This window comes from Gemmatimonas aurantiaca (genome assembly GCF_037190085.1).
GTDB lineage: Bacteria > Gemmatimonadota > Gemmatimonadetes > Gemmatimonadales > Gemmatimonadaceae > Gemmatimonas > Gemmatimonas aurantiaca_A.
In genome coordinates this window covers 168,545-189,650 of the sequence record NZ_JBBCJO010000012.1, presented here as the reverse complement: position 1 = coordinate 189,650, position 21,106 = coordinate 168,545, and the positions used below count along the sequence as shown (strand labels likewise).

Annotated in this window: 19 protein-coding genes and 1 tRNA gene; 16 read left to right on the top strand and 4 right to left on the bottom strand. The window is 66.2% G+C overall.

Going from position 1 to position 21,106, the window contains the following annotated elements; all coding sequences use genetic code 11:
• Positions 1–78: 78 nt before the first annotated feature.
• The 8 genes from WG208_RS15520 to WG208_RS15485 all read left to right on the top strand — a co-directional run bounded on the left by WG208_RS15520 (position 79) and on the right by WG208_RS15485 (position 9,038).
• A complete protein-coding gene (locus tag WG208_RS15520) occupies positions 79–1,485 on the top strand; it encodes a peptidylprolyl isomerase (RefSeq protein WP_337172285.1) in 1,407 nt (468 codons plus the stop codon).
• 39 nt (positions 1,486–1,524) lie between these two features.
• Entirely contained in the window at positions 1,525–2,916 is a 1,392-nt protein-coding gene (locus WG208_RS15515) for a peptidylprolyl isomerase (protein ID WP_337172284.1), read from the top strand.
• Positions 2,917–2,928: 12 nt separating this feature from the next.
• The gene (gene pdxA / locus WG208_RS15510) at positions 2,929–3,873 is read left to right on the top strand and encodes a 4-hydroxythreonine-4-phosphate dehydrogenase PdxA (RefSeq protein WP_337172283.1); all 945 of its coding nucleotides are present in this window, start codon (positions 2,929–2,931) and stop codon (positions 3,871–3,873) included.
• A 540-nt stretch (positions 3,874–4,413) separates the two neighbouring features.
• Positions 4,414–6,255 carry a translational GTPase TypA gene (typA, locus tag WG208_RS15505; protein ID WP_337172282.1) on the top strand — a complete coding sequence of 614 codons (1,842 nt, stop codon included), beginning with the start codon at positions 4,414–4,416 and terminating at the stop codon, positions 6,253–6,255.
• 258 nt (positions 6,256–6,513) lie between these two features.
• The gene (locus WG208_RS15500) at positions 6,514–6,816 is read left to right on the top strand and encodes a hypothetical protein (protein WP_337172281.1); all 303 of its coding nucleotides are present in this window, start codon (positions 6,514–6,516) and stop codon (positions 6,814–6,816) included.
• Between the two features lie 125 nt (positions 6,817–6,941).
• Positions 6,942–7,015 (top strand) — tRNA-Ile (locus WG208_RS15495).
• Positions 7,016–7,104: 89 nt separating this feature from the next.
• Positions 7,105–8,355, top strand: a complete 1,251-nt coding sequence (locus WG208_RS15490) for a methyltransferase (RefSeq protein ID WP_337172280.1) — start codon at positions 7,105–7,107, stop codon at positions 8,353–8,355.
• Positions 8,352–9,038: a TlpA disulfide reductase family protein gene (locus WG208_RS15485; RefSeq protein WP_337172279.1), complete on the top strand. Its 687-nt coding sequence runs from the start codon at positions 8,352–8,354 to the stop codon at positions 9,036–9,038. The genes WG208_RS15490 and WG208_RS15485 overlap by 4 nt, the downstream gene beginning before the upstream one ends.
• On the opposite strand, the gene WG208_RS15480 is transcribed toward WG208_RS15485, so the two are convergent.
• Both WG208_RS15480 and WG208_RS15475 read right to left on the bottom strand, forming a co-directional pair.
• Entirely contained in the window at positions 8,950–9,702 is a 753-nt protein-coding gene (locus tag WG208_RS15480) for a pseudouridine synthase (protein WP_345787012.1), read from the bottom strand. The genes WG208_RS15485 and WG208_RS15480 overlap by 89 nt on opposite strands.
• 58 nt (positions 9,703–9,760) lie before the next feature.
• The gene (locus WG208_RS15475) at positions 9,761–10,507 is read right to left on the bottom strand and encodes an SIMPL domain-containing protein (protein WP_337172277.1); all 747 of its coding nucleotides are present in this window, start codon (positions 10,505–10,507) and stop codon (positions 9,761–9,763) included.
• 21 nt (positions 10,508–10,528) lie between these two features.
• Here WG208_RS15475 and WG208_RS15470 point away from each other — a divergent pair, with 21 nt between their 5' ends.
• Positions 10,529–11,536, top strand: coding sequence for a hypothetical protein (locus WG208_RS15470; RefSeq protein WP_337172276.1), 1,008 nt, complete (start codon positions 10,529–10,531; stop codon positions 11,534–11,536).
• A 10-nt stretch (positions 11,537–11,546) separates the two neighbouring features.
• Here WG208_RS15470 and WG208_RS15465 read toward each other — a convergent pair whose 3' ends face one another.
• The gene (locus WG208_RS15465) at positions 11,547–12,695 is read right to left on the bottom strand and encodes a histidine kinase (RefSeq protein WP_337172275.1); all 1,149 of its coding nucleotides are present in this window, start codon (positions 12,693–12,695) and stop codon (positions 11,547–11,549) included.
• A gap of 191 nt (positions 12,696–12,886) precedes the next feature.
• Between WG208_RS15465 and WG208_RS15460 the strand changes: the two genes are divergently transcribed.
• The 5 genes from WG208_RS15460 to WG208_RS15440 all read left to right on the top strand — a co-directional run bounded on the left by WG208_RS15460 (position 12,887) and on the right by WG208_RS15440 (position 18,249).
• Positions 12,887–13,789, top strand: coding sequence for a LytTR family DNA-binding domain-containing protein (locus WG208_RS15460; protein ID WP_337172274.1), 903 nt, complete (start codon positions 12,887–12,889; stop codon positions 13,787–13,789).
• 99 nt (positions 13,790–13,888) lie between these two features.
• Positions 13,889–14,893 (top strand): alpha/beta hydrolase, encoded by a 1,005-nt coding sequence (locus WG208_RS15455; protein ID WP_337172273.1) that lies wholly within the window; start codon positions 13,889–13,891, stop codon positions 14,891–14,893.
• Positions 14,894–14,937: 44 nt separating this feature from the next.
• Positions 14,938–15,228 (top strand): hypothetical protein, encoded by a 291-nt coding sequence (locus WG208_RS15450; RefSeq protein ID WP_337172272.1) that lies wholly within the window; start codon positions 14,938–14,940, stop codon positions 15,226–15,228.
• Between the two features lie 108 nt (positions 15,229–15,336).
• A complete protein-coding gene (locus tag WG208_RS15445) occupies positions 15,337–17,202 on the top strand; it encodes a hypothetical protein (protein ID WP_337172271.1) in 1,866 nt (621 codons plus the stop codon).
• Between the two features lie 60 nt (positions 17,203–17,262).
• Entirely contained in the window at positions 17,263–18,249 is a 987-nt protein-coding gene (locus WG208_RS15440) for a deoxyhypusine synthase family protein (protein WP_337172270.1), read from the top strand.
• Between the two features lie 47 nt (positions 18,250–18,296).
• Here WG208_RS15440 and WG208_RS15435 read toward each other — a convergent pair whose 3' ends face one another.
• A complete protein-coding gene (locus WG208_RS15435; protein WP_337172269.1) occupies positions 18,297–19,124 on the bottom strand; it encodes a LysM peptidoglycan-binding domain-containing protein in 828 nt (275 codons plus the stop codon).
• A 33-nt stretch (positions 19,125–19,157) separates the two neighbouring features.
• Between WG208_RS15435 and WG208_RS15430 the strand changes: the two genes are divergently transcribed.
• Positions 19,158–19,640, top strand: coding sequence for a hypothetical protein (locus WG208_RS15430; RefSeq protein ID WP_337172268.1), 483 nt, complete (start codon positions 19,158–19,160; stop codon positions 19,638–19,640).
• Positions 19,637–21,097, top strand: coding sequence for a hypothetical protein (locus WG208_RS15425; protein ID WP_337172267.1), 1,461 nt, complete (start codon positions 19,637–19,639; stop codon positions 21,095–21,097). Before WG208_RS15430 ends, WG208_RS15425 begins: the two co-directional genes overlap by 4 nt.
• The last annotated feature ends 9 nt before the right edge of the window (positions 21,098–21,106 follow it).

Here is a 21,106-nt window from a genome sequence, read left to right as displayed (position 1 = left end):
TCTGGCTTTGAAGGCAACCGTCCTGCGGTCGCCGGGGTCTCAACTTCACCCAACTTCTCCGTGGTCGGAGTTCGCCTGATGAAATCGTCCCGTTTGTCCGTCCTTGCGCTCGTCGCGTTTGCCGTCGCCTGTGGCGCCGCGTCCAACCCCGACGTAGCCGCCAAGGCCGGCGACCAAGAGCTCTCGGCGACGCGGCTCGCAGAGGTGATTGCCCATTCCGGTGCGCCCCTCGAAAAGGATGTGGCGCGCAACATCGCGGAGCTGTGGGTCAACTATCAGCTCGCCGGCCTCGCGGCGGCCAGCAACGACTCGCTCAGCGACGCCAAGGTGATGCAGGACGCGCTGTGGTCGCAGATCGACAACATCCGCGTCAAGAAGTTCTACGAGAACGTCTCGAAGGGGTGGGATTCGCTGTCGCCGGGTTCGGACGAACAGCGATATGCCAACGGCGAAGCCTTCGCAGCGCGCCACATCCTGGTGAAGATCGACCCGAATTCCACGCCCGAGCAGATCGGCGCGGCCAAGAAGAAGGCCGAGAGCATCCTGGCGGAAGCGACGCCGGCGAACTTCGCGGCGCTGGCCGCCAAGAGCGACGAGCCGGGCGCCAAGGAGCGGGGTGGTGATCTGGGCCTGTTCGGCCGGGGCATGATGGTGCCCGAATTCGAGAAGTGCGTCGTGGCCATCAAGCCCGGTGAGATCTCGAAGGAAGTCTGCCAGACGTCGTTCGGCTTCCATGTCATCTACCGCTCGCCGTTCAGCGACGTGGCCGACAAGTTCGCGCCCATCGCCAAGCAGCGGAACGTGGCCATCGCCGAGAGCACCTACCTGGCCAAGCTCGAGACCTCGCGCAACGTGAAGGTCGAGGGCAGCGCGCCGGTGAAGGCCAAGGCCATCGCCAAGAACCCCCTCGGCTACATCAAGGACAACTCGGCGCTCGCCACCTATAAGGGCGGCAGCCTCACCGCGGCGCGTTTCGCGCAGTGGGTGATGGCCTATCCGGCCCAGGCCCAGATCCGTCCGCAGCTCGTGGCCGCGCCCGACACCCTCGTCGACAAGTTCGTGAAGCAGATCGTGCGCAACGAGCTCGTGCTCCAGCAGGCCGACAGCGCCAAGGCCCAGGCCGACACGGGTGAGCTCCAGGTGATCTTCATGAACTTCAAGAGCGACGTCCCGCGTGTCTGGGCGGGCCTGGACGTCGACCCGACGAAGCTGGTGGACAGCGCCAATGCGAAGGCCGGCAAGCCGCAGATCGCTGCCGCCCATGTGGATTCGTTCTTCAGCAAGCTGGTGAAGAACGAAGTGCCGTTCGTGGAGATCCCCTACCCGATGGCCCACGCCCTGCAGCAGAAGTACTCGTTCTCGATCAACGAAGCCGGACTCGACAAGGCCATCGAACAGGCCAAGACGCTCCGTGCGTCGGCCGACTCGGTGAAGGCGCAGGCGGCGCCGACGGGCGCGACCCCGCCGGACACCACCCGGAAGTAATCCCTGAACCTCGATTCCCTGATCGGGTACCACTACGGCATGAACCGATCCTCGTTGTACTCGCTGTTGACCGGCGTCGCGATTGTCGCGGCGCCGGTGTCGCTTTCCCACGCGCAGGACACCACGGCGGCCAAGGCCGCCAAGGCGGCCGCGCACGACACGGTGCGGGGCATCCCCGTCGACGGCATCGCCGCCGTCGTGGGAGACCAGGTCATTCTCGTGTCCGAGATGATGGCCTCGGTCAATTCCGCACGCGCACAGGGCGCGAAGGTCGAAAACGCGCGCGATCTCGCCCGTCTCGAAACGGATGCGCTCCAGCAGCTCATCGAAGCCGAGCTGCTCGTGCAGAAGGCCAAAGCCGAGAAGGTGGAAATCAACGACAACGATCTGCAGTCGCAGGTCGATGCCCGTGAGAAGCAGGCGCGCGCCAACTTCGCCACCGAGTCCGAATTCCGGCAGGCGCTCAAGGAGAACGGCTTCGGCACCATCGAAGAGTGGCGCAAGATGCAGATGGATGCGGCCCGCCGGAACAAGCTGCAGCAGGACGTCATGCAGAAGCTCCAGCGCGACGGCAAGGTGACGGCCGTGAACGTGACCGAAGCCGAGATCAACGAGGCGTACGAAGAAGCCAAGAGTCAGTTGCCGCGCAAGGAAGCCCGCGTGGGCATGCGGCAGATCGTGGTGGCCACGAAGCCCACCGAAGCGGCCAAGAAGAAGGCCCGCGCCAAGATCGATTCGTTGCGCGCGGAGCTGGACAAGCACCCCGAGGATTTCGAGAACATCGCCAAGCGCGAGTCGATGGACGGTACGCGTGAACTCGGCGGAGATCTCGGCTGGAATCGCCGCGGGCGCATGGTGCCCGAGTTCGATCGCATGATGTTCGCGCTCAACCCGGGCGTGATCAGTCCCGTGGTGGAGACGGGCTTCGGGTACCACATCATCCGTGTGGACCGGGTGCAGCCGGCCGAAGTGAAGGCCCGCCACATCCTCATCCGTCCGTCCGTCGATTCCGCCGACGAAGCGCGCACGCGTGTCCTGGCCGATTCGGTGGCCAACGCCTGGCGGAAGGGCGGCAGCTACGACTCCCTCAGCGTGCGGTTCCACGACGAAGCCGGCGGGGAGGAGAAGAACATCCCCGAGTATCCGCGCAGCGAGCTGCCCGAGGCGTATCGCAACGCCCTCGAAGGCGCGAAGCTGAACGACATCATCGGTCCGTTCGCCATCCCCGATCCGGCCGCGGGTGCCAACAAGTTCATCATCGCGCAGGTGACGTTGCTCGATGAAGGCGGCGAGATGACGCCTGCGGAGGCGCGCACGCGTATCCGGGAGCATCTGGCCGGCGAAAAGAAGATGCGCCGTCTGATCGACTCCCTGAAGGCACAGACGTATGTGTCCATCCGGTACCACCCCGACCAGCAGGGCGCGCCCTGAGGGACGCCTGAGGTGACGGCAACCCCGGCACGGCTGGGCATCACCCTCGGTGATCCGCGGGGGATCGGGCCGGAGATCGTGAGCAAGGCGCTCAGGGACCCCCGCGTGGGCGCCCTGGGCGCCTTCTGGCAGGTGATCGGGCCGTCAGAAGCCGGCGTGCCCGTCTCGGTCGATCTCGGCCCCTGGCGGCCTTCCGGACACGCCGCCGACGAGGCGACCGGCGGACGATTCGCCGGGCAGGCGGTGGAGCGCGCGGCCCGCTTGGCACTCGAGGGACAGCTCGACGGGATCGTCACCGCTCCACTCGACAAGGCGGCGCTCCAAGCGGGCGGATACGACTACCCCGGCCATACCGAGATGCTGGCCGCCCTGGCCGGCGTGCCGACCACGATGATGCTGGCCTCCGACCGGCTCCGGGTGGTGCTGGCCACCACCCACATCGCGTTGCGGGAGGTCCCGGCGGCGCTGACGGCGGATGTCATCCGGCAGGCTGCCGTGACCACTCTGGCCGGCCTGCGCGACGACTTTGGTATCGCCGAGCCCCGGATCGCCCTCTGCGCCCTCAACCCGCACGCCGGTGATCATGGCCGATTCGGGCAGGAAGATGACGTCCTGCTGACGCCTGTCGCCCGGGAATGCGGGCTGTCGGGACCGTTTCCGGCCGATACGGTCTTCGTGCGGGCACTGCGGGGGGAATTCGATGCGGTGATCGCGCCGTATCACGATGTGGGCATGACGGCCATCAAGGTGGCGAGCTTCGGCAGCGCGGTGAACGTGACCCTGGGGCTGCCGTTCGTGCGCACGTCGCCGGATCATGGCACCGCGCTGGATATCGCCGGCCGGGGCGTGGCGAGCGCCGAGAGCCTGGTGCGGGCAATGATGATGGCGGTGGAGCTGGTGGGCCGGCGTCGGGCCCGGGCGGAGCATCAGGCCGTGCCCCCGACCGCGCCGGGCTGAACGCCGGGCTGAACGCCGGGCTGCATAGCGGGCCGCATACCGGGCTGAACGCAGAGCGGGCTGACGCATGTTGCGCCAGCCCGCCGATTCCATCGCGGAAGGTGGAAATGGGGAACCCGTGTGTTACGAGCTCTCCGGTGGGCGTTCGCCACGGGTCTGCTCGTACTCCGGTCGAGCGCTGTAGCCGTAGCCTCCGAACACTTCGCCGCCACGCATGTAGTCGTGGCCGTAGCCTCGTCCCAGCGGGTATCCCGACGCCATGCGCGCGGATTCTGCGCTCTGTGGCTTCCGGGGGTCGCTGGCACTGCTGCCGTGCTGCTCGTCGTGCATCGGTCCCTCCAGCAAGGGTGTTCAGGGAGGGTACGACGTATTTCGCCGGAGGGCAAGCTGAACCGCGCCGGCGGCCGGGAAAGGGCGCGGCAAGGGGTGAATCGCGCGGATCGTGATGCCAATGTGATGGGACTGTGATGGGATTGTAGTGGAATCGGGGGAATCCACCCAGTTGAATCCCTGTCCAGGAGCTTGCTATCTTCAAGGGCTATGGAAATTCGCAACGTCGCCATCATCGCGCACGTCGACCACGGGAAGACGACCCTCGTCGACAAGATGCTCCGGCAGGCCGGAGCCTTCCGGGAAAACCAGGTCGTCGAAGAACGCGTGATGGATTCGAATCCGCTCGAAAGGGAGCGGGGCATCACGATTCTCGCCAAGAACACCTCCATCCGGTGGAAGGACACGAAGATCAACATCGTGGACACGCCCGGACACGCCGATTTCGGCGGTGAGGTGGAGCGTATCCTGCGCATGGTGGACGGTGTGCTGCTGGTCGTCGACGCGTTCGACGGGCCGATGCCGCAGACCCGCTTCGTGCTGCGCAAGGCGCTCGAACTGGGCCGCACGCCGATCATCGTGATCAACAAGATCGATCGGCCGGGCGCCGATCCCCTGCGGGTGCACGACGAGGTGCTGTCGCTGTTCATCGAACTCGAGGCCAGTGAGGAGCAGCTCGAGTCGCCGGTGGTGTACTGCAGCGCCAAGCAGGGCATTTCCACACTCGACATGGATGTGCCGGCCGTGGACTTCGATCCGCTGTTCGAGACCATCGTGAAGACGGTGCCGCCGCCGCCGGACGATGCGGCCGGCCCGTTCCAGATGCTCGTCTCGACGATCGACTATTCGGCGTATCTGGGACGTCTGGCCATCGGGCGTATCGAACGGGGCACGGTGAACATGGGCGATGCCATCACGCTCGTGACCACCGACACCACCAAGGCGCCGGTTCGTGGCCGCGTGACCAAGCTGTACGGCTACGAAGGCCTCGACCGCGTGGAGATCGCGTCGGCCTCGGCCGGTGAGATCGTGCAGCTGGCCGGCTTCGAAGATGTCGACATCGGCAACACGCTGACCGATCCGGCCACACCGGAAGCCCTGGCGGGCATCAGCGTGGAAGAGCCCACCATCAGCGTGGACTTCGTGGTCAACAACTCGCCGTTCGCCGGTCGCGAGGGGAAGTTCGTGACGTCACGGCAGATCCGCGAGCGCCTCTACAAGGAGCTCGAGCGGAACGTGGCGCTGAAGGTCGAGGACAGTGACACCACCGATGCCTGGAGTGTGTCGGGACGTGGTGAACTGCACCTGTCCATTCTCATGGAGACCATGCGTCGCGAAGGCTTCGAGTTCCAGGTCTCGCGGCCGCGGGTCATCACGCGCGTGGACGAGCAGGGCCGGAAGCTCGAACCGTTCGAAGAACTGTCCATCGACGTGCCGGAAGACTACATGGGCGTCGTCATCGAGAAGCTCGGTCCCCGCAAGGCCGAGATGATCGAGATGAAGAACCCGGGGCAGGGGCTCGTGCGCCTGCTGTATCGCATTCCGGCGCGCGGTCTGTTCGGCTTTCGCAGTGAATTCCTCACCGATACCCGTGGCACGGGCATCATGCACCACCGGTTCCTGGAGTACGGGCCGTGGGCGGGGGCGCTCAGCGGCCGCTCGCGCGGTGTGCTGGTGTCGATGGAAGCGGGCACGATCATCGCGTTCGCACTGTTCAATCTGCAGGATCGTTCCACGCTGTTCGTCAGCCCCGGTGATGCCGTGTACGAGGGCATGCTGGTGGGGGAGAACTCGCGTCCGGGCGACATGGACGTGAATCCCACGAAGGAAAAGAAGCTCACGAACATGCGCTCCAAGGGCGCGGACGAAGCCATCGTGCTCGAACCGCCCCGGCAGCTCACGCTGGAAAGTGCGCTGGAATACATCGAGGATGATGAGCTGATCGAAGTCACACCACAGAGTATTCGGCTGCGCAAGCGTATGCTGGCCGCCAGCGACCGCAAGCGGGTGAGCCGCGAAGTGAAGCGCGACCGCGACCGCGCGTCGGCGTAATCAGGTTCGCCACGGCGGCCGCCACGTCGGTCGTCAGTCCCTGACGATGGCAGGGGTGGGAAGACGGCCGGACCTCCCGGCCGTCTGAACATTTCGCGCACATAGCCGTATCACTGGCACGCGGTCGCCGACCGGACACCCATCGGGGCGTTTTTTCGGGTACGCGTGCAACGTTTCGGGTTGCGGACTGGAGTTTCCCTGCCGATACTCCCGGTCGGTTGCCCCATTCTTTCTTCACACTCGCAGGAGAATCGTCCCATGTTGGAGCTGTTCGGGTCGTCGTCGCTGGACGCGCTCGAAGAGAAGGTATCGTCGACCGTCTTCGCGCTGGCGTCCGACGATGAGGATTTCGATGACGAGGACCTCGCCGAGGACGAACTCGACGAGGATGATGACGACGACGTCGATTTCGACGACGACGATCTCGACGAGGATGAACTCGACGACCTCGACGACGATGACGACTACGATGATGAGGACGACGACGAGGAAGATGAGGACTTCGAGGAGTACGACGACCTCGATAGTGGCTTCGGCGACGAAGACGATCCGGACGCCTGAGGCTTGATGCCTCGGGCAGTGGTTATACCGGTGGCCTTGTCGACGGCGTGAGCGGTGGCTACATTATGCGGCTCTGGTGGATCGGCGTAGCGAATTCGGAAACGAAGCCGTTGCGCGGTGCCCCCGGGCCTGTAGCTCAGGTGGTTAGAGCGCACGCCTGATAAGCGTGAGGTCGGAGGTTCAACTCCTCCCAGGCCCACTTGCTGTGATTCTTGCGGTAAACTGTGCAAACGGCATCGCTTCGGTGATGCCGTTTGGCGTTTCCGGTCGGTTCTTCCCAACTCCACCATGAGTGTCTATCACCAGTGGCTCTCCGCTCCGGTGCGGGTGGAGGATGTGGCCGTCACCGTGGCCACCAAACCCGGTGTGTTTGCCCACGGAAGCGAAGACCCGGCGGCCCGCATGCTGGCTGGGGCCATCGCCAATGCCGAATCGCCAGGCGGCGCACCCGCCGAGCGCACGCCGCTCTGCAGCGTGCATCTGCACGCGGGGAATGGGCTCGTGCCGGCGGTGGCCGCGGCCCGCGGCTATCGGGTCATTGCCTGCGACCGTTCAAAGCCCAACGCCACCGCCACCGAGCGCACGCTGGCTCTCTCCGCAGCCCCTGCGGCATCGCAGAATGCGGGGAATGCGGCCGAGGCGCAGGTCCATCATATCGCTGTTCCGGGGGCCTGCATTCCCGATGGTGTGGCCTCGCTGGTCACCGTCCGCATTCCCACGGACCGTCTCGGTGTGCAGATCGCCGTGGCCGAGGCATTCCGGGTTCTGGCCGTCGGCGGACACTGTCTGCTGGCCGGCGCGAATGACGAAGGGGCGAAACCGGCCGCACGACTCCTGCAGTCGGTGTTCGGCAATGCCATCGTCGAAGCCCAGCACAGCGGGCATCGACTCGTCCGGGCCACGAAAGAAACGGCCACACCCGCCGACGCCACGATCTTCGCGCTGCCCTGGCTCGATCCCGAACGATTCCACGAGGTGCCGCTCGATGTCCCGTTCGAGGCGGAGTTGGAACGTACGCCGCTCGTCCAGTTCACGCGCCCCGGCGTCTTTTCGTGGGAGCACCACGATGAGGCCACGGCGCTGCTCATCGACACGATGAATATCCGGCGCGGTGATCGTGTCCTCGACCTCGGCTGCGGCGCCGGTGGACTGGGCGTCGTGGCCGCGTTGCAGTCGGGCGCACGGGTGGTGCTGGTGGACGCGGATGCCGATGCGGTGCGCTGTGCACGACGCACGGCACATCATGCGGGCGCGTCCAACATCGACGTGCGTGCCAGTGATGTGGCCGAAGCCGTGGATGGCGAATCGTTCGACGTGGTGCTGACGAATCCGCCGTTTCACGTGGGCAAGGCCACCGATCTGACGGTGCCGCAGGCGTTCATCGACGATGCGTATGACGCACTCGCCCCCGGTGGCCGTCTCTATCTCGTGGCCAATCGCACGCTGCCGTACGAGCGGCTCATTCAGGCCCGCTTCGGGGAAGTGCGCACCGCGCACGATGGGCGTCGCTTCAAGGTGCTCGGCGCGGTGCGCACATGAGCGATACGCGCGTGAACGGACGCTGGCCAAAGTGGCTTCCGGCCTGGTTCACGTGGCCCAATCTGCTCGTCCTCGTGGTGGGCATCTGGGCAGCGCCCCGCTGCTGGCCGCACGTGGAAGCGTTGGTGGGGGTCTCGGCGCGCGAAGCGAGACGGCCGGTGTATACCGTGACCACGCGCACGGGCCGCGTGTTGACCGCGGACAGTCTGCGGGGCCACGTGGTACTCGTGAACGTGTGGGCCACCTGGTGTCCACCATGCCGCGCAGAGATGCCGGCCCTGCAACAACTCGCCGATGCCTATGCCGCCGAGGGGGTGATCGTGCTCGGACTGTCGGTGGATCGTGGACCGGCGGCCCAGGTGGATGCCTTCCTCGCGGAACGGGGCATCACGTATCCGGTGGCCATCGTGGGCGACCGGATCATCCAGGCGTTCGGCGGTGTGCGTGGTTATCCCACCAGCCTGTTGCTCGATAGACGGGGCGTCGTGCGACACGCCGTGATGGGGCCGGTGGGACCGCTCACGCTGCGTCCGGCGCTGCGTCGTCTGCTTGCCGAGTCGGATTCAGTGCCGAATGCGGGAGATGCCGGAGAGTTTACACCGGACTCCGGGGCGTACTCTGCGTCGCATTCTGTGTCGCACTCTGCGTCGCGTTCCGCAACGCCGTCACTTCCGGCTCACTGAGTACGCGCCAGGCGCCCGCGGGCAGCCCGTCGAGTGTGAGCGGACCGAGCGCGATGCGCTCCAGGGCCACGACATGATTGCCCGTGGCCGCGAACATGCGGCGCACCTGATGGTATCGTCCTTCGGTGATGGTGAGGTCGGCGAGGCATGGCCCATGCACCACCAGCGAGGCCGGCCGGAGCGCGGTCTCCTCGCCTTTCAGTACGAGAGTGCCGCTGGCGAACAGCGCGTCTTCCGAGCCGGTGAGCGGCTCTGCGAGGGTGGCCCGGTAGGTCTTGGGCAGATGAGTGCGCGGAGACGTGACCCGATGATTCAGCGCACCGTCGTCGGTCAGCAGCAGCAGCCCGGACGTGTCCGCGTCGAGGCGCCCCACCGTGGCCATGACCGGCGAACGGTGGGGAAAACGCGCGGGCAGCAATTCGTATACCGTGGGCGACCGGTCACGTGTGGAACACACATATCCCACGGGTTTGTGGAACAGGACCACCGATCCTTCGGGGGGATCGAGTGGGGTGTCGTCCACCAGAATGTCGTCGTGCGGCGGGACCTTCCCGTCGCTCAGCGTGATGCCGCTGCGTGAGGTGACCCGTCGGCTCGCCAGCAGACGTTCCACTTCCTTCCGGCTGCCGTAGCCGAGACGCGCGAGATAGCGGGCGAGAGACATGCCAAGAGACATGCGGAAAAGTATCGCCCGCCATCCCGTGCGAGGTACTCGGAGAGACTCAGCGATCGAGGCCGTACACCACGGTGGTCACGACGCGCACTTTCTTGACGACCTGGCTTTCTTCGCTGATGCCCATGGCCTGATCGCGGGGCAGGATCTCGAAGACACCCTGACTCGCGGTACGGATGCCGCTCAACGAGCTCTGGGAATCCTTGGCGAATTGTTCCGCGCCTTCCCGCGCGCGAGCAGTGGCTTCGGCGATCATGGCCGGCTTGAGATCGTTCAGCTTCGTGAAGACGAACGTAGGTCCGCCACCACCGTATTCCTGACCGGAGGAAAGCACCACGCCGTTGCGCACGAGTTCGGGCACCCGCTGACTCGCGGCCTGCACGACGTCCACATGAATGGATCGCACGACCAGCGTCTGCCGGATGACATAGCGGGCACTGTTGCCATAGCCCCCCATGGTGCGCCCGTCCTGCACAGAGAACTCCTGCATGGTGACTTCGGTGCCCGCGGAATCGAGTCCGCTTTCCTTCAGGAAGGCGCGGACCTGTTGCACGTTCCGTTCGAGCGTGGCGTTGGCGCGGGCCAGATCATCGTCGGTGGCCACCAGGCGCAGCGGCCAGATTGCGAGATCGGCGCGGGCTTCACGTTCCGCAACGCCTTTCACGGAAACCGTGCGATCGGCCGTGCGCATGCGCGCAAACCCGTTGCCGATGAGAAAACCACCGGCGAGCACGCCGATGGCGAGGATCGCCGCGGCGAGTGGACTGCTGCTGCGGGGAACGGAGTCGGATGTCATTGCAGGGGAGAAATTGAGTGTGTGACTGCGGGCGGTGTGCGTGGGTATGGCCTCCACCTGATCGCCGACCTCGACCGGCAGGAACTGCGGGTCGTTGGCGCGACTATCGATACGAATTACCCCGAGGGGCTCATGTTGTCACGTCCCGTGAAGTCATTGTGTCGTTCCCTGTGCATTTCCCTGGTTGCGGCGCCGCTGCTGGCTGCCTGTGCCGGCCACACGGGCGCCACGCTTGGCAGCGGCGTCGGGGATCGCATGCTCCGCGATGCGCCCTGGGTGGCCGGCCGGGCGCTGCCGGCACAGCGGAACCCCCTCGCGGTGTTCCCGGTGGCCTGGCAAGCGGGCGCCACGCAACCCGTGTTCATGGAGCCGGAAGCCGATTCCACCGCACCGCTCGGGCAATTGCGGGTGGCGGTGCAGCGGCATCTCGATTCGCTGACGGTGGGAGCGGCGACGGCGCCCCTGGTGGGCACCGGCCTGATCCCGCCCGACGTGCGGTTCGGGTGTCCGTCGACGAATCAGCAGGAGTGTGATGCGTCGGCCTCCGACGCCGCGATCGGCCGCGGGGCCACCTGGCACCGGCTGGCGGTGGCCAATCCGTCGCCGGCCTGGCGGGCCGCGCTTCGGCAGCGCCTGGACAGCCTGCAGGTCACCCACGCGGTGTTTGTCACGCTGGAGATCGGGCAGTATCTGCCACGCCAGCGGGGAATCACGGGCAGCAAATATGTCACCCTCGGCCGCGATCACGAGGTGGCCTTGCCGTGGCTCACCTCACTCGAAACGCCGGTGAGTGTGATTCAATTGACGGGCGTCGTGGTGGACGCCGACGGCAGGGCGGTACGTATCGCGGCCGAGGGGTTGTCGGTCAAGCGGACACCGCTGTTGCTCAGCGCGGTCGATGCCCAGGCGTTGATTCGCGATGACGACGTGCGCACGCTGCTGCGTGCGCCCCGCAACGACCTGCCCGGGCAACCGCTGGTGTGGCAGGCGGGACTCGAGGCGTTGTTGCGCAGCCTCGCCCTCCGCTGACGGCGGGATCTCAGCGCTGCTCCATCGGCAGGCGGATTTCCACGCGACACCCCCCGGTGGGCAGGTTGCTCATACGGAAGGCATACCGGTCGCGATACAGCATGGTCAATCGCGACCGGGTGTTGGTGAGGCCGATGCCCAGGCCGTCCACCGAGGGCACCGCGGCGAGAAATCTCCCGCTGGTGGTCAGTAAACCATCCAGGCCCTTGCCGTTGTCTTCCACTACGATGTCGATGCTGTTTCCCTGCCGGCCCACCCTCACCTCGATGCACTGATCCCGATGTCCCGGAGCGAGACCGTGCTTGAGGGCATTCTCCACGAGCGGCTGGAGCAGAAAGCTGGGGACCATCTCGTCGACGATGGAAGGGTCGACGGTGATGTCGGCTTCCAGCCCGCTGCCATAGCGCACGCGCGCGATCTGGAGATAGAGCTCCACCAGTTCGATCTCCTGCCAGACGGGGATCATCGACTGGCCGGCGGAGCGCAGCGACAGACGCAGCAGATCGCTCACCCGGGTGAGGGTGCGTTGCGCTTCCCGCACGTCCATCTCCATGAGCTCGGCCACCGAGTTGAGCGCATTGAAGAGGAAGTGCGGATTGAGCTGCATGCGCAGCGCCTCGAGCTGGGTGTGCGCGAGTTTCTGTTCGAGTTCGGTGGCGGCGCGGTCGCGTTCGCGGTAACGGCGGACATACTCGACCATGTACGCGGCGCCGAGCACGGCCCAGTAGAGCACCACCTGGAAGTCGAGGTGGTTGACCAGCACGACCCGCAGCGTGAACGCGTACGAGGTCACCTGACCCACGGCGCTGAAGATGTGATCGAGCCAGGCGATGACGAACACATCGACGATGCACACGAGCGCGCTGGCGCCGATGTGGACGGTGAGCCACGGCAGGATGCGCGCCGTATCCAGTTTGACGCGATCGACGAGCGTGAGAATCAGCAGCGACCAGAGGCTCCACAGCAGCCACGTGGCGCCCTGCCAGACGAACGCCGTGGCCAGCGTGTAGTGCGCACCGGACGCATCGCCCACGAGGGCCATCTGCAGCGAGGCCAGCACCGCCGGCACGATCCAGACGACGGCAAAGAGCAGACGGGTCAGCCGACGGAGGCGCAGGCCTTCGTCGGCAATGGTCAACGGCTGAGTGGGAGAGGCCATGAGGGCAACAGGAGGCAACGGCGTCGCGTGAAAAGCGGCAGTCGGGAAGGGAGCCCGGGCGTGAAAAAAACGAATCATGCGCCGGTCTGGAACCCGTACCGTTCCGACAACGTAGTACGACTCGGAGAGGTCCGTGCAGTCCGGCCAGCGCGTTCCGTGGTGATGCCGACCAGTCAACCGGAGGAGAGAAAGTGAGCGTTCGAGTCCTGATTGTCGACGACGAGGCGTTGGCTCGTCAACGCGTGCGGCGACTGCTGCAGAACGAAGCCGATGTCGAGATCGTGGGGGAAGCCGAGAGCGGCCATGAGGCCGTCGGGATGATCCGGGATCTCCAGCCCGATCTCGTCTGTCTCGACGTGCAGATGCCCGGGCTCGACGGCTTCGGCGTGCTGCGGGAGCTGGAGGGGGGGCATGTCCCCATGGTGCTGTTCATCACGGCGTATGACGAACACGCGCAGCGGGCGTTCGATGTCCATGCCGTGGACTACGTCCTGAAGCCGGTCGATGCCGATCGGTTCCGGGCGGCTTTCGACAAGGCGCGTCGGCAGCGGGCTCACGCCGTGGCCGCGGAACGGCTCGGTGAGCTGCTCGAGACCGTGCGTCGTCTGGCCGACGGCAACGCCGACGGACCGAACGCGCTGCTGGGCGGGGCGCTGGGTGGTGGGCTCGGGCTCTCCGGTTCGGGTGGCGGAACGGCGCTGGCCCCGGCGCCCGCGGCCACCGGCGCGGCAGCGCCCGCCGGAAACGCCGCCGGCACCGGACGGTATGCCAGCCGCATTCTGGTCAAGCAGGATGGACGCATGTTTTTCGTGAAGACCACGGAGATCGACTGGATCGAAGCCGATCGCAATTATGTGCGGCTGCATGTCGGCAAGCAGGCACACACCATCCGCGAGCGCATCAGTCACCTGGAAGAAACGCTCGATCCCCGTTTGTTCGCCCGCATTCACCGCTCCACGATCGTGAATCTCAATCGGGTGCGCGAGATGCAGCAGTGGTTCTCGGGCGACTACGTGGTGATTCTCGAAGACGGCACGCGGCTGCGCCTCAGCCGGCACTATCGCGATCGGGTGGAGAAGCAGGTCGGCGTCTGATCGTCCGCCCAACGGTCGCGTTGGGAAAGGATCGCACGCGAAGACGCGCCTCCGAAGAATCGCACTCGAACGATCGTTGTCCCGAGGGTATCATGGGGCATGGCGACATCGGCGAGTTGGCAATCGTATTGGATCCGTTTGCTGGTGCGGGCGCGTATGCGTCCGCACGCGCTGCGTCCGATCGACCCGCAATGGGTGCGCGCGAACATGGGTCGCCCCCGGGCGGCCCGCCGTTTCATGGCCCGGTCCACGGGCGCACGGTGTGTGATGCTGAGTGCCCGTGCGTCCTGGGTGGGTGGTGAACAGCTCACCGCTGCCACGTTCGACGAACAGAACGGACCGGTGGTGCTGTACCTGCATGGCGGCGGATTCATCGGATGTTCACCCGAGACGCATCGCTCGCTGGCCGGATCGCTGGCGCAACGTCTCCGGGCGCGCACATACGTGCCTGCGTATCGGCTGGCGCCGGAACATCGATTCCCCGGTGCGCTCGAGGATGCCCTGAGCGCGTACCGGTATCTGCTCGACGATGAACACATTGCCCCTCATCGTGTGATCGTGGCAGGTGATTCCGCCGGTGGGGGATTGGCGCTGTCGATGCTGCTCGCGGCCCGCGATCGGGGCATGCCACTGCCGCGCGCGATCGTCACCTATTCGCCGTGGACCGATCTCGCCGCCACCGGTGCGTCGCTCGAAGAGAACAGCGAACGATGTGCGATGTTCGCGGCCATCACCATCAAACGGGCCGCCACGTTCTATCTTGGCGATGCCGATCCGTACTCGCCGTATGCGTCGCCGTTGTATGGCGACTTCCGCGGATTTCCCCCGATGCTGATTCACGCGAGTACCGACGAAGTATTGCGCGACGATTCGGTGCGTCTCGCCGAGCGTGCGCGGGCCGTTGGCGTGTCGGTGGAACTCCGGCTCTGGCCACGCGTGCCGCATGTCTGGCAATTCTTCCCGGCCGTCCTGCCCGAGGCACGTCAGTCCCTCGACGACACACGTCGATTCGTCGAGCATATATGCGCCACGCATGTGTGCCCCACACCACACTCCACGCACGCCGCGGTCACCGTCTCCGAACACCCTCGGCCCGTTACGTGACGATCCGTGACCTGCCTTCGCGCGATGCGTCCAGCGGGCAGGTTATGGGTGACTCCGACATCTTTCCCGTGTACCGGCCGCCGGACTGGTATCCACTGCAGCGTGTGCTGACGGTGGTGTTCGGTGCCGCCGCCGCCGAAGCCGCGGCCGCCTTCTGGTTCGTGGGGTTCGTGGAGGGACCCGTGGACGTGGGGGAACTGCGATTGTACGAGCACTCCACCACGCGCCGGCAGATTGCGCTGGATCGCGATGGTGGAGCGTACCGCTGGCTCGACGAGGTGCGGGGATACATCCGGGTCGACGAGGAGTCGGCGCTGATCGAAGCGCTGGTCTGACCGGGCTGGTCTGACCGCGCCGCGGAGCCCCCCGGGGCCGGCCCCGGAAGCTGGGGATGACCGGCTATCGGGTACAGGTTCGTGGGGCCGGCGTCGATACTGCTCCGTATGTCCTCCAACCTGAACGGCGTGCACGGCCTGCGCGGCACACCGATCACACCGCCCTCCCCTGCGAGAGCGGTGGGGACTTCGCGCGCCGTAGTGCGTGTGACGCCGGCGGCACCGGGTCAGGGAGTGGACACCGGTCAGCCACTCTCCCGCAGCGGGCTTTCGCTGGAAGCGCTGCTCGGGGCCGACGATCTCCTCGAGGCCCGGCCCGAAGTCCGGCAGGGCGCCACGGCCATGGGGCTGTCGCAGGCCCGCACCGCGTTGCTCCGGCAATTGCCGGGTGATGCCCTGGCCGCACTCGACGACGTGTGGAGCGGCGCGCAGCGGAGCGAAGAGGGATGGTACCTGCGCGCCGGGGCCCTCACCGTGCTGGGACTTCCCGGTGAAGGCGATCGGGTGGCTACCGAAGGACTCGCGCAGCGACCGGCTTCTCTCGCGCTGCGCTATCTGCAGTCGGTGGCGCGGTCGGTGAACGGCGACTGGCAGGGTGCGCGCGCCGCGCTTGCGGAGGCACTCGACGCGGCGCCGGCGGACCCGGTGCTGCGCCTCCAGCAGGCGGTGGTCCTCGGCCGGCAGGGCCATCTGGCCGATGCGAGCGAGATCATCGCCGAGGTGCAGCAGCAGGGCATCGAACACCCAGCCGTGGATTGGGCACGTGGCATCGTGCGCGGACTGACCGCGGACCGGGCCCGGGGTGAGGCGCGGCAGACCATGCGCATGGCCAGTGGCGAGTTCGCCGTGATCGATGTGGATGACCTGAACGGATCAGCCGGTACTGCCGCGACGGGTGGCGTTCGGGAGGCCCAGCCCGGTGTGCGGCCGGACATGCAGGACGCGGTTCAGGATGTTCTCGCCGACGACACCGTGCGCTGGTCGCCCGCCGATGGCGGAGATCTCGTGGAGCATGCGTTTGCATCGCTTGGTGCGCGCATCGTTCAACGAGGCGATGGATTGCCGGCCAACGACATGCGTGTCCTCATGCGGGCGCTCTCGGCGGGCGGCACGCTCATGGGCAGCTGCACACCCGATCAGGCCCACGCAGCGCGCACGTTGCTCGGCCAGTTGCTCGAGTCCATCCGGCAGCTCGAAGCGTCCACGGTGATCCGCCCCACGCCATCGGTGGGATTGGCCGCATTGTTGGCGGCCCTGCGTCGTGATGATCACGCCGAAGCGGGGCGACTGTGGCGCCGGTCGAGCATCGCCGTGCCTCCGGGGGCGCGGCGTCTCATGCAGGCGCTGCTCGATGGTGCACGCATGGTGCGTGAGACATCGACATCCGGCGCATTCGATGCGACTGGCGCTACGGACGCCACGCGCGATCGGGACGCGGAAATGCGTCGTCGTTTTCGACAGGACGGTATTTCGTTCGCGTCGATCGTGCGCAATGAGCGGGACGATGGCGTGCTGTTGCCGGTGCGATTCGGTCTGTCGTTGCTCCGCGAGGCGGCCGATTCGGTCGTGGGTGAACATGGCGGTGATCATCGTGGTGGATATCGCGACGAATCCGTGGCATCCGCAGCCGCCATGCACGGACGTGTCGGCACGCCGCCGATGTCGCTCGAAGGGCTCGCCGGTGGGCGCATGACGCCGGTCAGTGTAACGGGCACGGACCTCTCCGCGGCCGTGGTGAGGGGCGAGGCCACGGGCATGGGCTGGGGTGCCGCGCGGGCGGCCAACGCATTGACGGGTGAGTCGCAGCGGGTTGGCGACGTGGAGGGCAGTGGGGTTCGCATCGTCGCCGTGCTGTGTGTCGCGCTGGCGGTGGGAGCGAGCATGCTGGGGTTCAACGCCGTGGCGATTGCACTGGCCGCCGGAGCGGTGTGGCTGGGTATGCGTCGGAGCACGAAGGCGACCCGCCGCTATTAGATTGGAGCCACATGGCGCCGCCCGGCTGCCGTCTCCGTGGCCCCGATACCGAACCTCACTATGGCACCGTCTTCTTCCGCGCCGGTTTCGGCGTTTCTCCGTCATCACTACCGGCATTTCAACGCGGCGGCCCTGATCGACGCGAGTGATGCCTATGTCCGCCACCTCGAGCAGGGTGGCAAGATGATGGTCACGCTCGCCGGCGCGATGAGCACGGCCGAGCTGGGCCTGTCGCTCGCCGAGATGATCCGTCAGGACAAGGTGCACGCGATCACCTGCACGGGCGCGAACCTCGAGGAAGACATCTACAACCTCGTGGCGCACGATCACTACGAACGGGTGCCCAACTATCGCGATCTGACGCCCGAGCAGGAGCAGGATCTGCTCGACCGGCATTTCAATCGGGTCACCGATACGTGCATTCCCGAAGCCGAGGCGATCCGCCGGATCGAGAAGGCCATCCTCGACGAATGGACGGCGGCCGATCAGAAGGGTGAGCGGTATTTCCCGCACGAGTTCATGTATCGCATCCTGCTCAGCGGCAAGCTGGAGCAGTACTACCAGATCGATCCGAAGAACTCGTGGATGCTCGCGGCGGCGCAGAAGAACCTGCCGATCATCGTGCCCGGCTGGGAAGACTCGACCACCGGCAACATCTTCGCGTCGCACGTGATCGACGGGAACATCAAGAACGTGCACACGGTGCGGTCCGGCATCGAGTACATGATGTACCTGGCCGATCACTACACCGAGGTGACGAAGACGGCGTCGCTGGGCTTCTTCCAGATCGGTGGCGGCATTGCCGGCGACTTCCCGATCTGCGTGGTGCCCATGCTGCATCAGGATCTGCAGCGCACCGAAGTGCCGCTATGGGGCTACTTCTGCCAGATCAGCGATTCGACCACGTCGTATGGGTCGTACTCCGGCGCGGTGCCCAACGAGAAGATCACGTGGGGCAAGCTCGGCATCGATACGCCGAAGTACATCATCGAAAGCGACGCGAGCATCGTGGCGCCGCTGGTGTTCGCATTGGTGCTGGGGTGGTGAATGACGGAGTCGTGGGGGGTGGGTTTACGCAAACCCACCCCCCACGACTACTGCGGCTGTTCGACCGAATCCGCCTCCACCTTCGGCACCCGTAACCGCTGGCCCACCTTGATGTCGTCCTGCGTGAGTTGATTGAGTTGCTTCAGGACGTCCGGTGACGTCCGGAAACGACGGGCGAGGCCGGTGAGCGTCTCGCCGCGTTTCACGATGTGAAAGACGTATTCGGCGGCCACCGGAGCCGGGGCCCGCAGCGTGGCGTCGAGCTGTTCGATTTCCCGCGAGACCGCGCCACGGGCCCGCGCGCTTTCCACCGCCACGCGCTGCGCGTCGACCCAACTGCCGTCGTCGACGATGAAATCCACCTGGGCGGCGGGGGTGCGCAGCACGAGTCCGCGTCCCCGTCCACGCCAGATGGTGCGGGGCGCCAGTGTGAATGCGGCGTCGTACGGATAGCTCTCGACGAGCAGTTCCAGCGGGCCATCGTCCCGTGGACGCAACAGCGGCGTGGGCGGCGCACCGACGTAGAGCAATCGTCGGTTGGTGGCCGCCACCACACCGAACGACTCGCGCCACATATCGGTCCAGCGGCGCTGCGAGGCGAACGCCTGGGCCACGATGTGTTCGCCGGGCAGCACCTGGGCACCGATCTCCCGCAGTGCGGCATCACGCGCCGTGCGCCGTGCGCCGATGGGCGGCACCACCGCCGCGGCGGCCACCACGGCGGCCGTGGCCAGAACGGCCGTGGTGCTGGTGAGCGCCACCAGCACCCGCACCCACACACTGCGCTGACGACGCGGCGGCGGCGCGGCGGCTCCGGCGCGAAGCCAGCCGCGGGAGGTTCCGCTGAGAGTCCCTGGCAGCTTCGGGACGGTCATAGGGCGTGCATGATCCTGATAAGATAAGCAATCATGCACACCGAAGATTCGACGCCGCCTGAATCGACAGGCCAGCGTCTCGCCCTGACCGCCACCGTGATCGGCACGATCGGGATCGCGCTCGCTTATGCCTCGGCGTTCGCTCCGCCGCCGATCGCCACCTGGGGCGCCTGGCTCATGGCCGTGATCATGCCACTGGTGATGATGGCGGTCATGGTGCTCGGCGCGGCACGGACGGGCCGTACGCTGGGATGGCTGCTCTGGCCGATGCTGCTGGTGTTCGTATTGGTGGCAGGTGGTTTTCTGCTGGCCCTGTGGCTGCCGGCGGAAACGCCGGACAGTCCGCTGTGGTTTGGGCTGCCACGGCGGGCCGCGATCGTGCTATATGGCGTGGGCGTCCTGCCGCTGTTCGTCCTGCCCCTGGCGTATGCACTCACCTTCGACCGGCTGACGCTCTCCGATGAGGACATCGCACGGGTGCGTGCCGCACGATCGGGTGGGGAGGGTCGCCAATGATCATGGCCGTCGTTGCCCTCGTGTACTTCGGGATCGTGGCCGCCATCGGTGTGTGGGCCACCAGACGCACACGATCGGCGTCGGACTTCTTCGTGGCGGGGCAGGGGCTTGGATTCGTCACGCTGGCCATCGCGGCCATGGCCGCGACGCTCTCCGGATTTGCATTCATCGGTGGACCGGGACTGGTGTACAGCCTCGGACTCGGCGCGGTGTTCATCGTGCTGCCCGCTGCGCTCACCAATTCCATGGGCGCCTGGGTGCTGGCCAAACGGTTGCGACTGCTCGCCGAGGTCCGGGAGATGATCACCATCCCCGATGCGATCGGTGCGCGATTCCAGTCACCCGCGGCGCAGGGATTGTCCGCCGCTGCCATCATCCTGGCCGTGATCAGCTACATGGCCACGAATCTGCTGGCGCTCGGACTCGTGGTGCAGGCCACCTTCCAGATCGGCCTGGCGCCGGCCATCTGGATCGGCACCCTGATCGTGCTGGCTTATTCGGTGTCGGGCGGCATTCTCGCGGGCATCTACAACGATGTCTTTCAGGGCGTGCTGATGGCCGTCGCCTCGACCCTGGTGTTCTTCTTCGCCCTGGGAAGTGCCGGAGGCATGAGCGGCATCTCGCACACCATTCTCGCGCACGATCCCGCCATCCTCGGACCGTGGGGCAAACTCTCGCCGCTGGCCGCGCTGTCGTTCTTCTTCGTGTTCGGATTGGGGACGCTGGGTCAGCCCCACGTGGCGCACAAGTTCTTCATGCTGCGTGATGCGCGCAAACTCAAATGGTATCCGCTGGTGATGACACTGGCACTCACGCTCACACTGCTGTTGTTCGTTGGAGTCGGTGTGGCCATGAAGGCGCTGGTGCTGCAGGGAAAAGTGCCGCCCCTGACCACGCCCGATGACGCCACCCCCACGTTCCTGCTGCACTTCACACCGTTGCCGCTGGCTGCGATCGTCTTTGCGGCGGTGGCCGCGGCCATCATGAGCACCGTGAATTCCTTCATGAGTATCGGTGCGGCGGCATTCACCCACGATCTTCCGGTGGCGTTCGGTCGGCGTGTGGATGATGAATTGCGATGGGGACGTATCTGGACCGCGGTGCTCACACTGATCTCGGCGGCCGTGGCGCAGTTGTCCGGATCGCTGGTGGCATTTCTGGGCATCTTCGGCTGGGGATTGTTCGCGTCCACGCTGGTGCCGGCGCTGGCCATCGGCCTCAATTGGAAAGGCGCCACACGGGCCGGTGCCGTGGCCTCCATCGCCACGGGGCTGCTCATCACACTGGGACTCGAGACGCTGGCGTACTTCCGGATCTTCACATTCCCGTCCGGCGTCACGGCCACGGCCATCGCCCTCGTTACCTCCCTGCTGGTGTTCTTCGGTGTGTCCTGGTTCACCCGCGAAACCGCGGCAGCGACACTGGCGCCCGACGTGCGCGCCGTCATGGACGCTTGAATGGACGCC

What these genes read in the sequence shown, in the direction of transcription:
- WG208_RS15520 (WP_337172285.1), top strand. Translation starts at nt 79, where the DNA reads ATGAAATCGTCCCGTTTGTCCGTCCTTGCGCTCGTCGCGTTTGCCGTC.
- WG208_RS15515 (WP_337172284.1), top strand. Translation starts at nt 1,525, where the DNA reads ATGAACCGATCCTCGTTGTACTCGCTGTTGACCGGCGTCGCGATTGTC.
- typA (WP_337172282.1), top strand. Translation starts at nt 4,414, where the DNA reads ATGGAAATTCGCAACGTCGCCATCATCGCGCACGTCGACCACGGGAAG.
- WG208_RS15500 (WP_337172281.1), top strand. Translation starts at nt 6,514, where the DNA reads ATGTTGGAGCTGTTCGGGTCGTCGTCGCTGGACGCGCTCGAAGAGAAG.
- WG208_RS15490 (WP_337172280.1), top strand. Translation starts at nt 7,105, where the DNA reads ATGAGTGTCTATCACCAGTGGCTCTCCGCTCCGGTGCGGGTGGAGGAT.
- WG208_RS15485 (WP_337172279.1), top strand. Translation starts at nt 8,352, where the DNA reads ATGAGCGATACGCGCGTGAACGGACGCTGGCCAAAGTGGCTTCCGGCC.
- WG208_RS15480 (WP_345787012.1), bottom strand. Translation starts at nt 9,702, where the DNA reads ATGTCTCTCGCCCGCTATCTCGCGCGTCTCGGCTACGGCAGCCGGAAG.
- WG208_RS15475 (WP_337172277.1), bottom strand. Translation starts at nt 10,507, where the DNA reads ATGACATCCGACTCCGTTCCCCGCAGCAGCAGTCCACTCGCCGCGGCG.
- WG208_RS15465 (WP_337172275.1), bottom strand. Translation starts at nt 12,695, where the DNA reads ATGGCCTCTCCCACTCAGCCGTTGACCATTGCCGACGAAGGCCTGCGC.
- WG208_RS15455 (WP_337172273.1), top strand. Translation starts at nt 13,889, where the DNA reads ATGGCGACATCGGCGAGTTGGCAATCGTATTGGATCCGTTTGCTGGTG.
- WG208_RS15450 (WP_337172272.1), top strand. Translation starts at nt 14,938, where the DNA reads ATGGGTGACTCCGACATCTTTCCCGTGTACCGGCCGCCGGACTGGTAT.
- WG208_RS15445 (WP_337172271.1), top strand. Translation starts at nt 15,337, where the DNA reads ATGTCCTCCAACCTGAACGGCGTGCACGGCCTGCGCGGCACACCGATC.
- WG208_RS15440 (WP_337172270.1), top strand. Translation starts at nt 17,263, where the DNA reads ATGGCACCGTCTTCTTCCGCGCCGGTTTCGGCGTTTCTCCGTCATCAC.
- WG208_RS15435 (WP_337172269.1), bottom strand. Translation starts at nt 19,124, where the DNA reads ATGACCGTCCCGAAGCTGCCAGGGACTCTCAGCGGAACCTCCCGCGGC.
- WG208_RS15430 (WP_337172268.1), top strand. Translation starts at nt 19,158, where the DNA reads ATGCACACCGAAGATTCGACGCCGCCTGAATCGACAGGCCAGCGTCTC.
- WG208_RS15425 (WP_337172267.1), top strand. Translation starts at nt 19,637, where the DNA reads ATGATCATGGCCGTCGTTGCCCTCGTGTACTTCGGGATCGTGGCCGCC.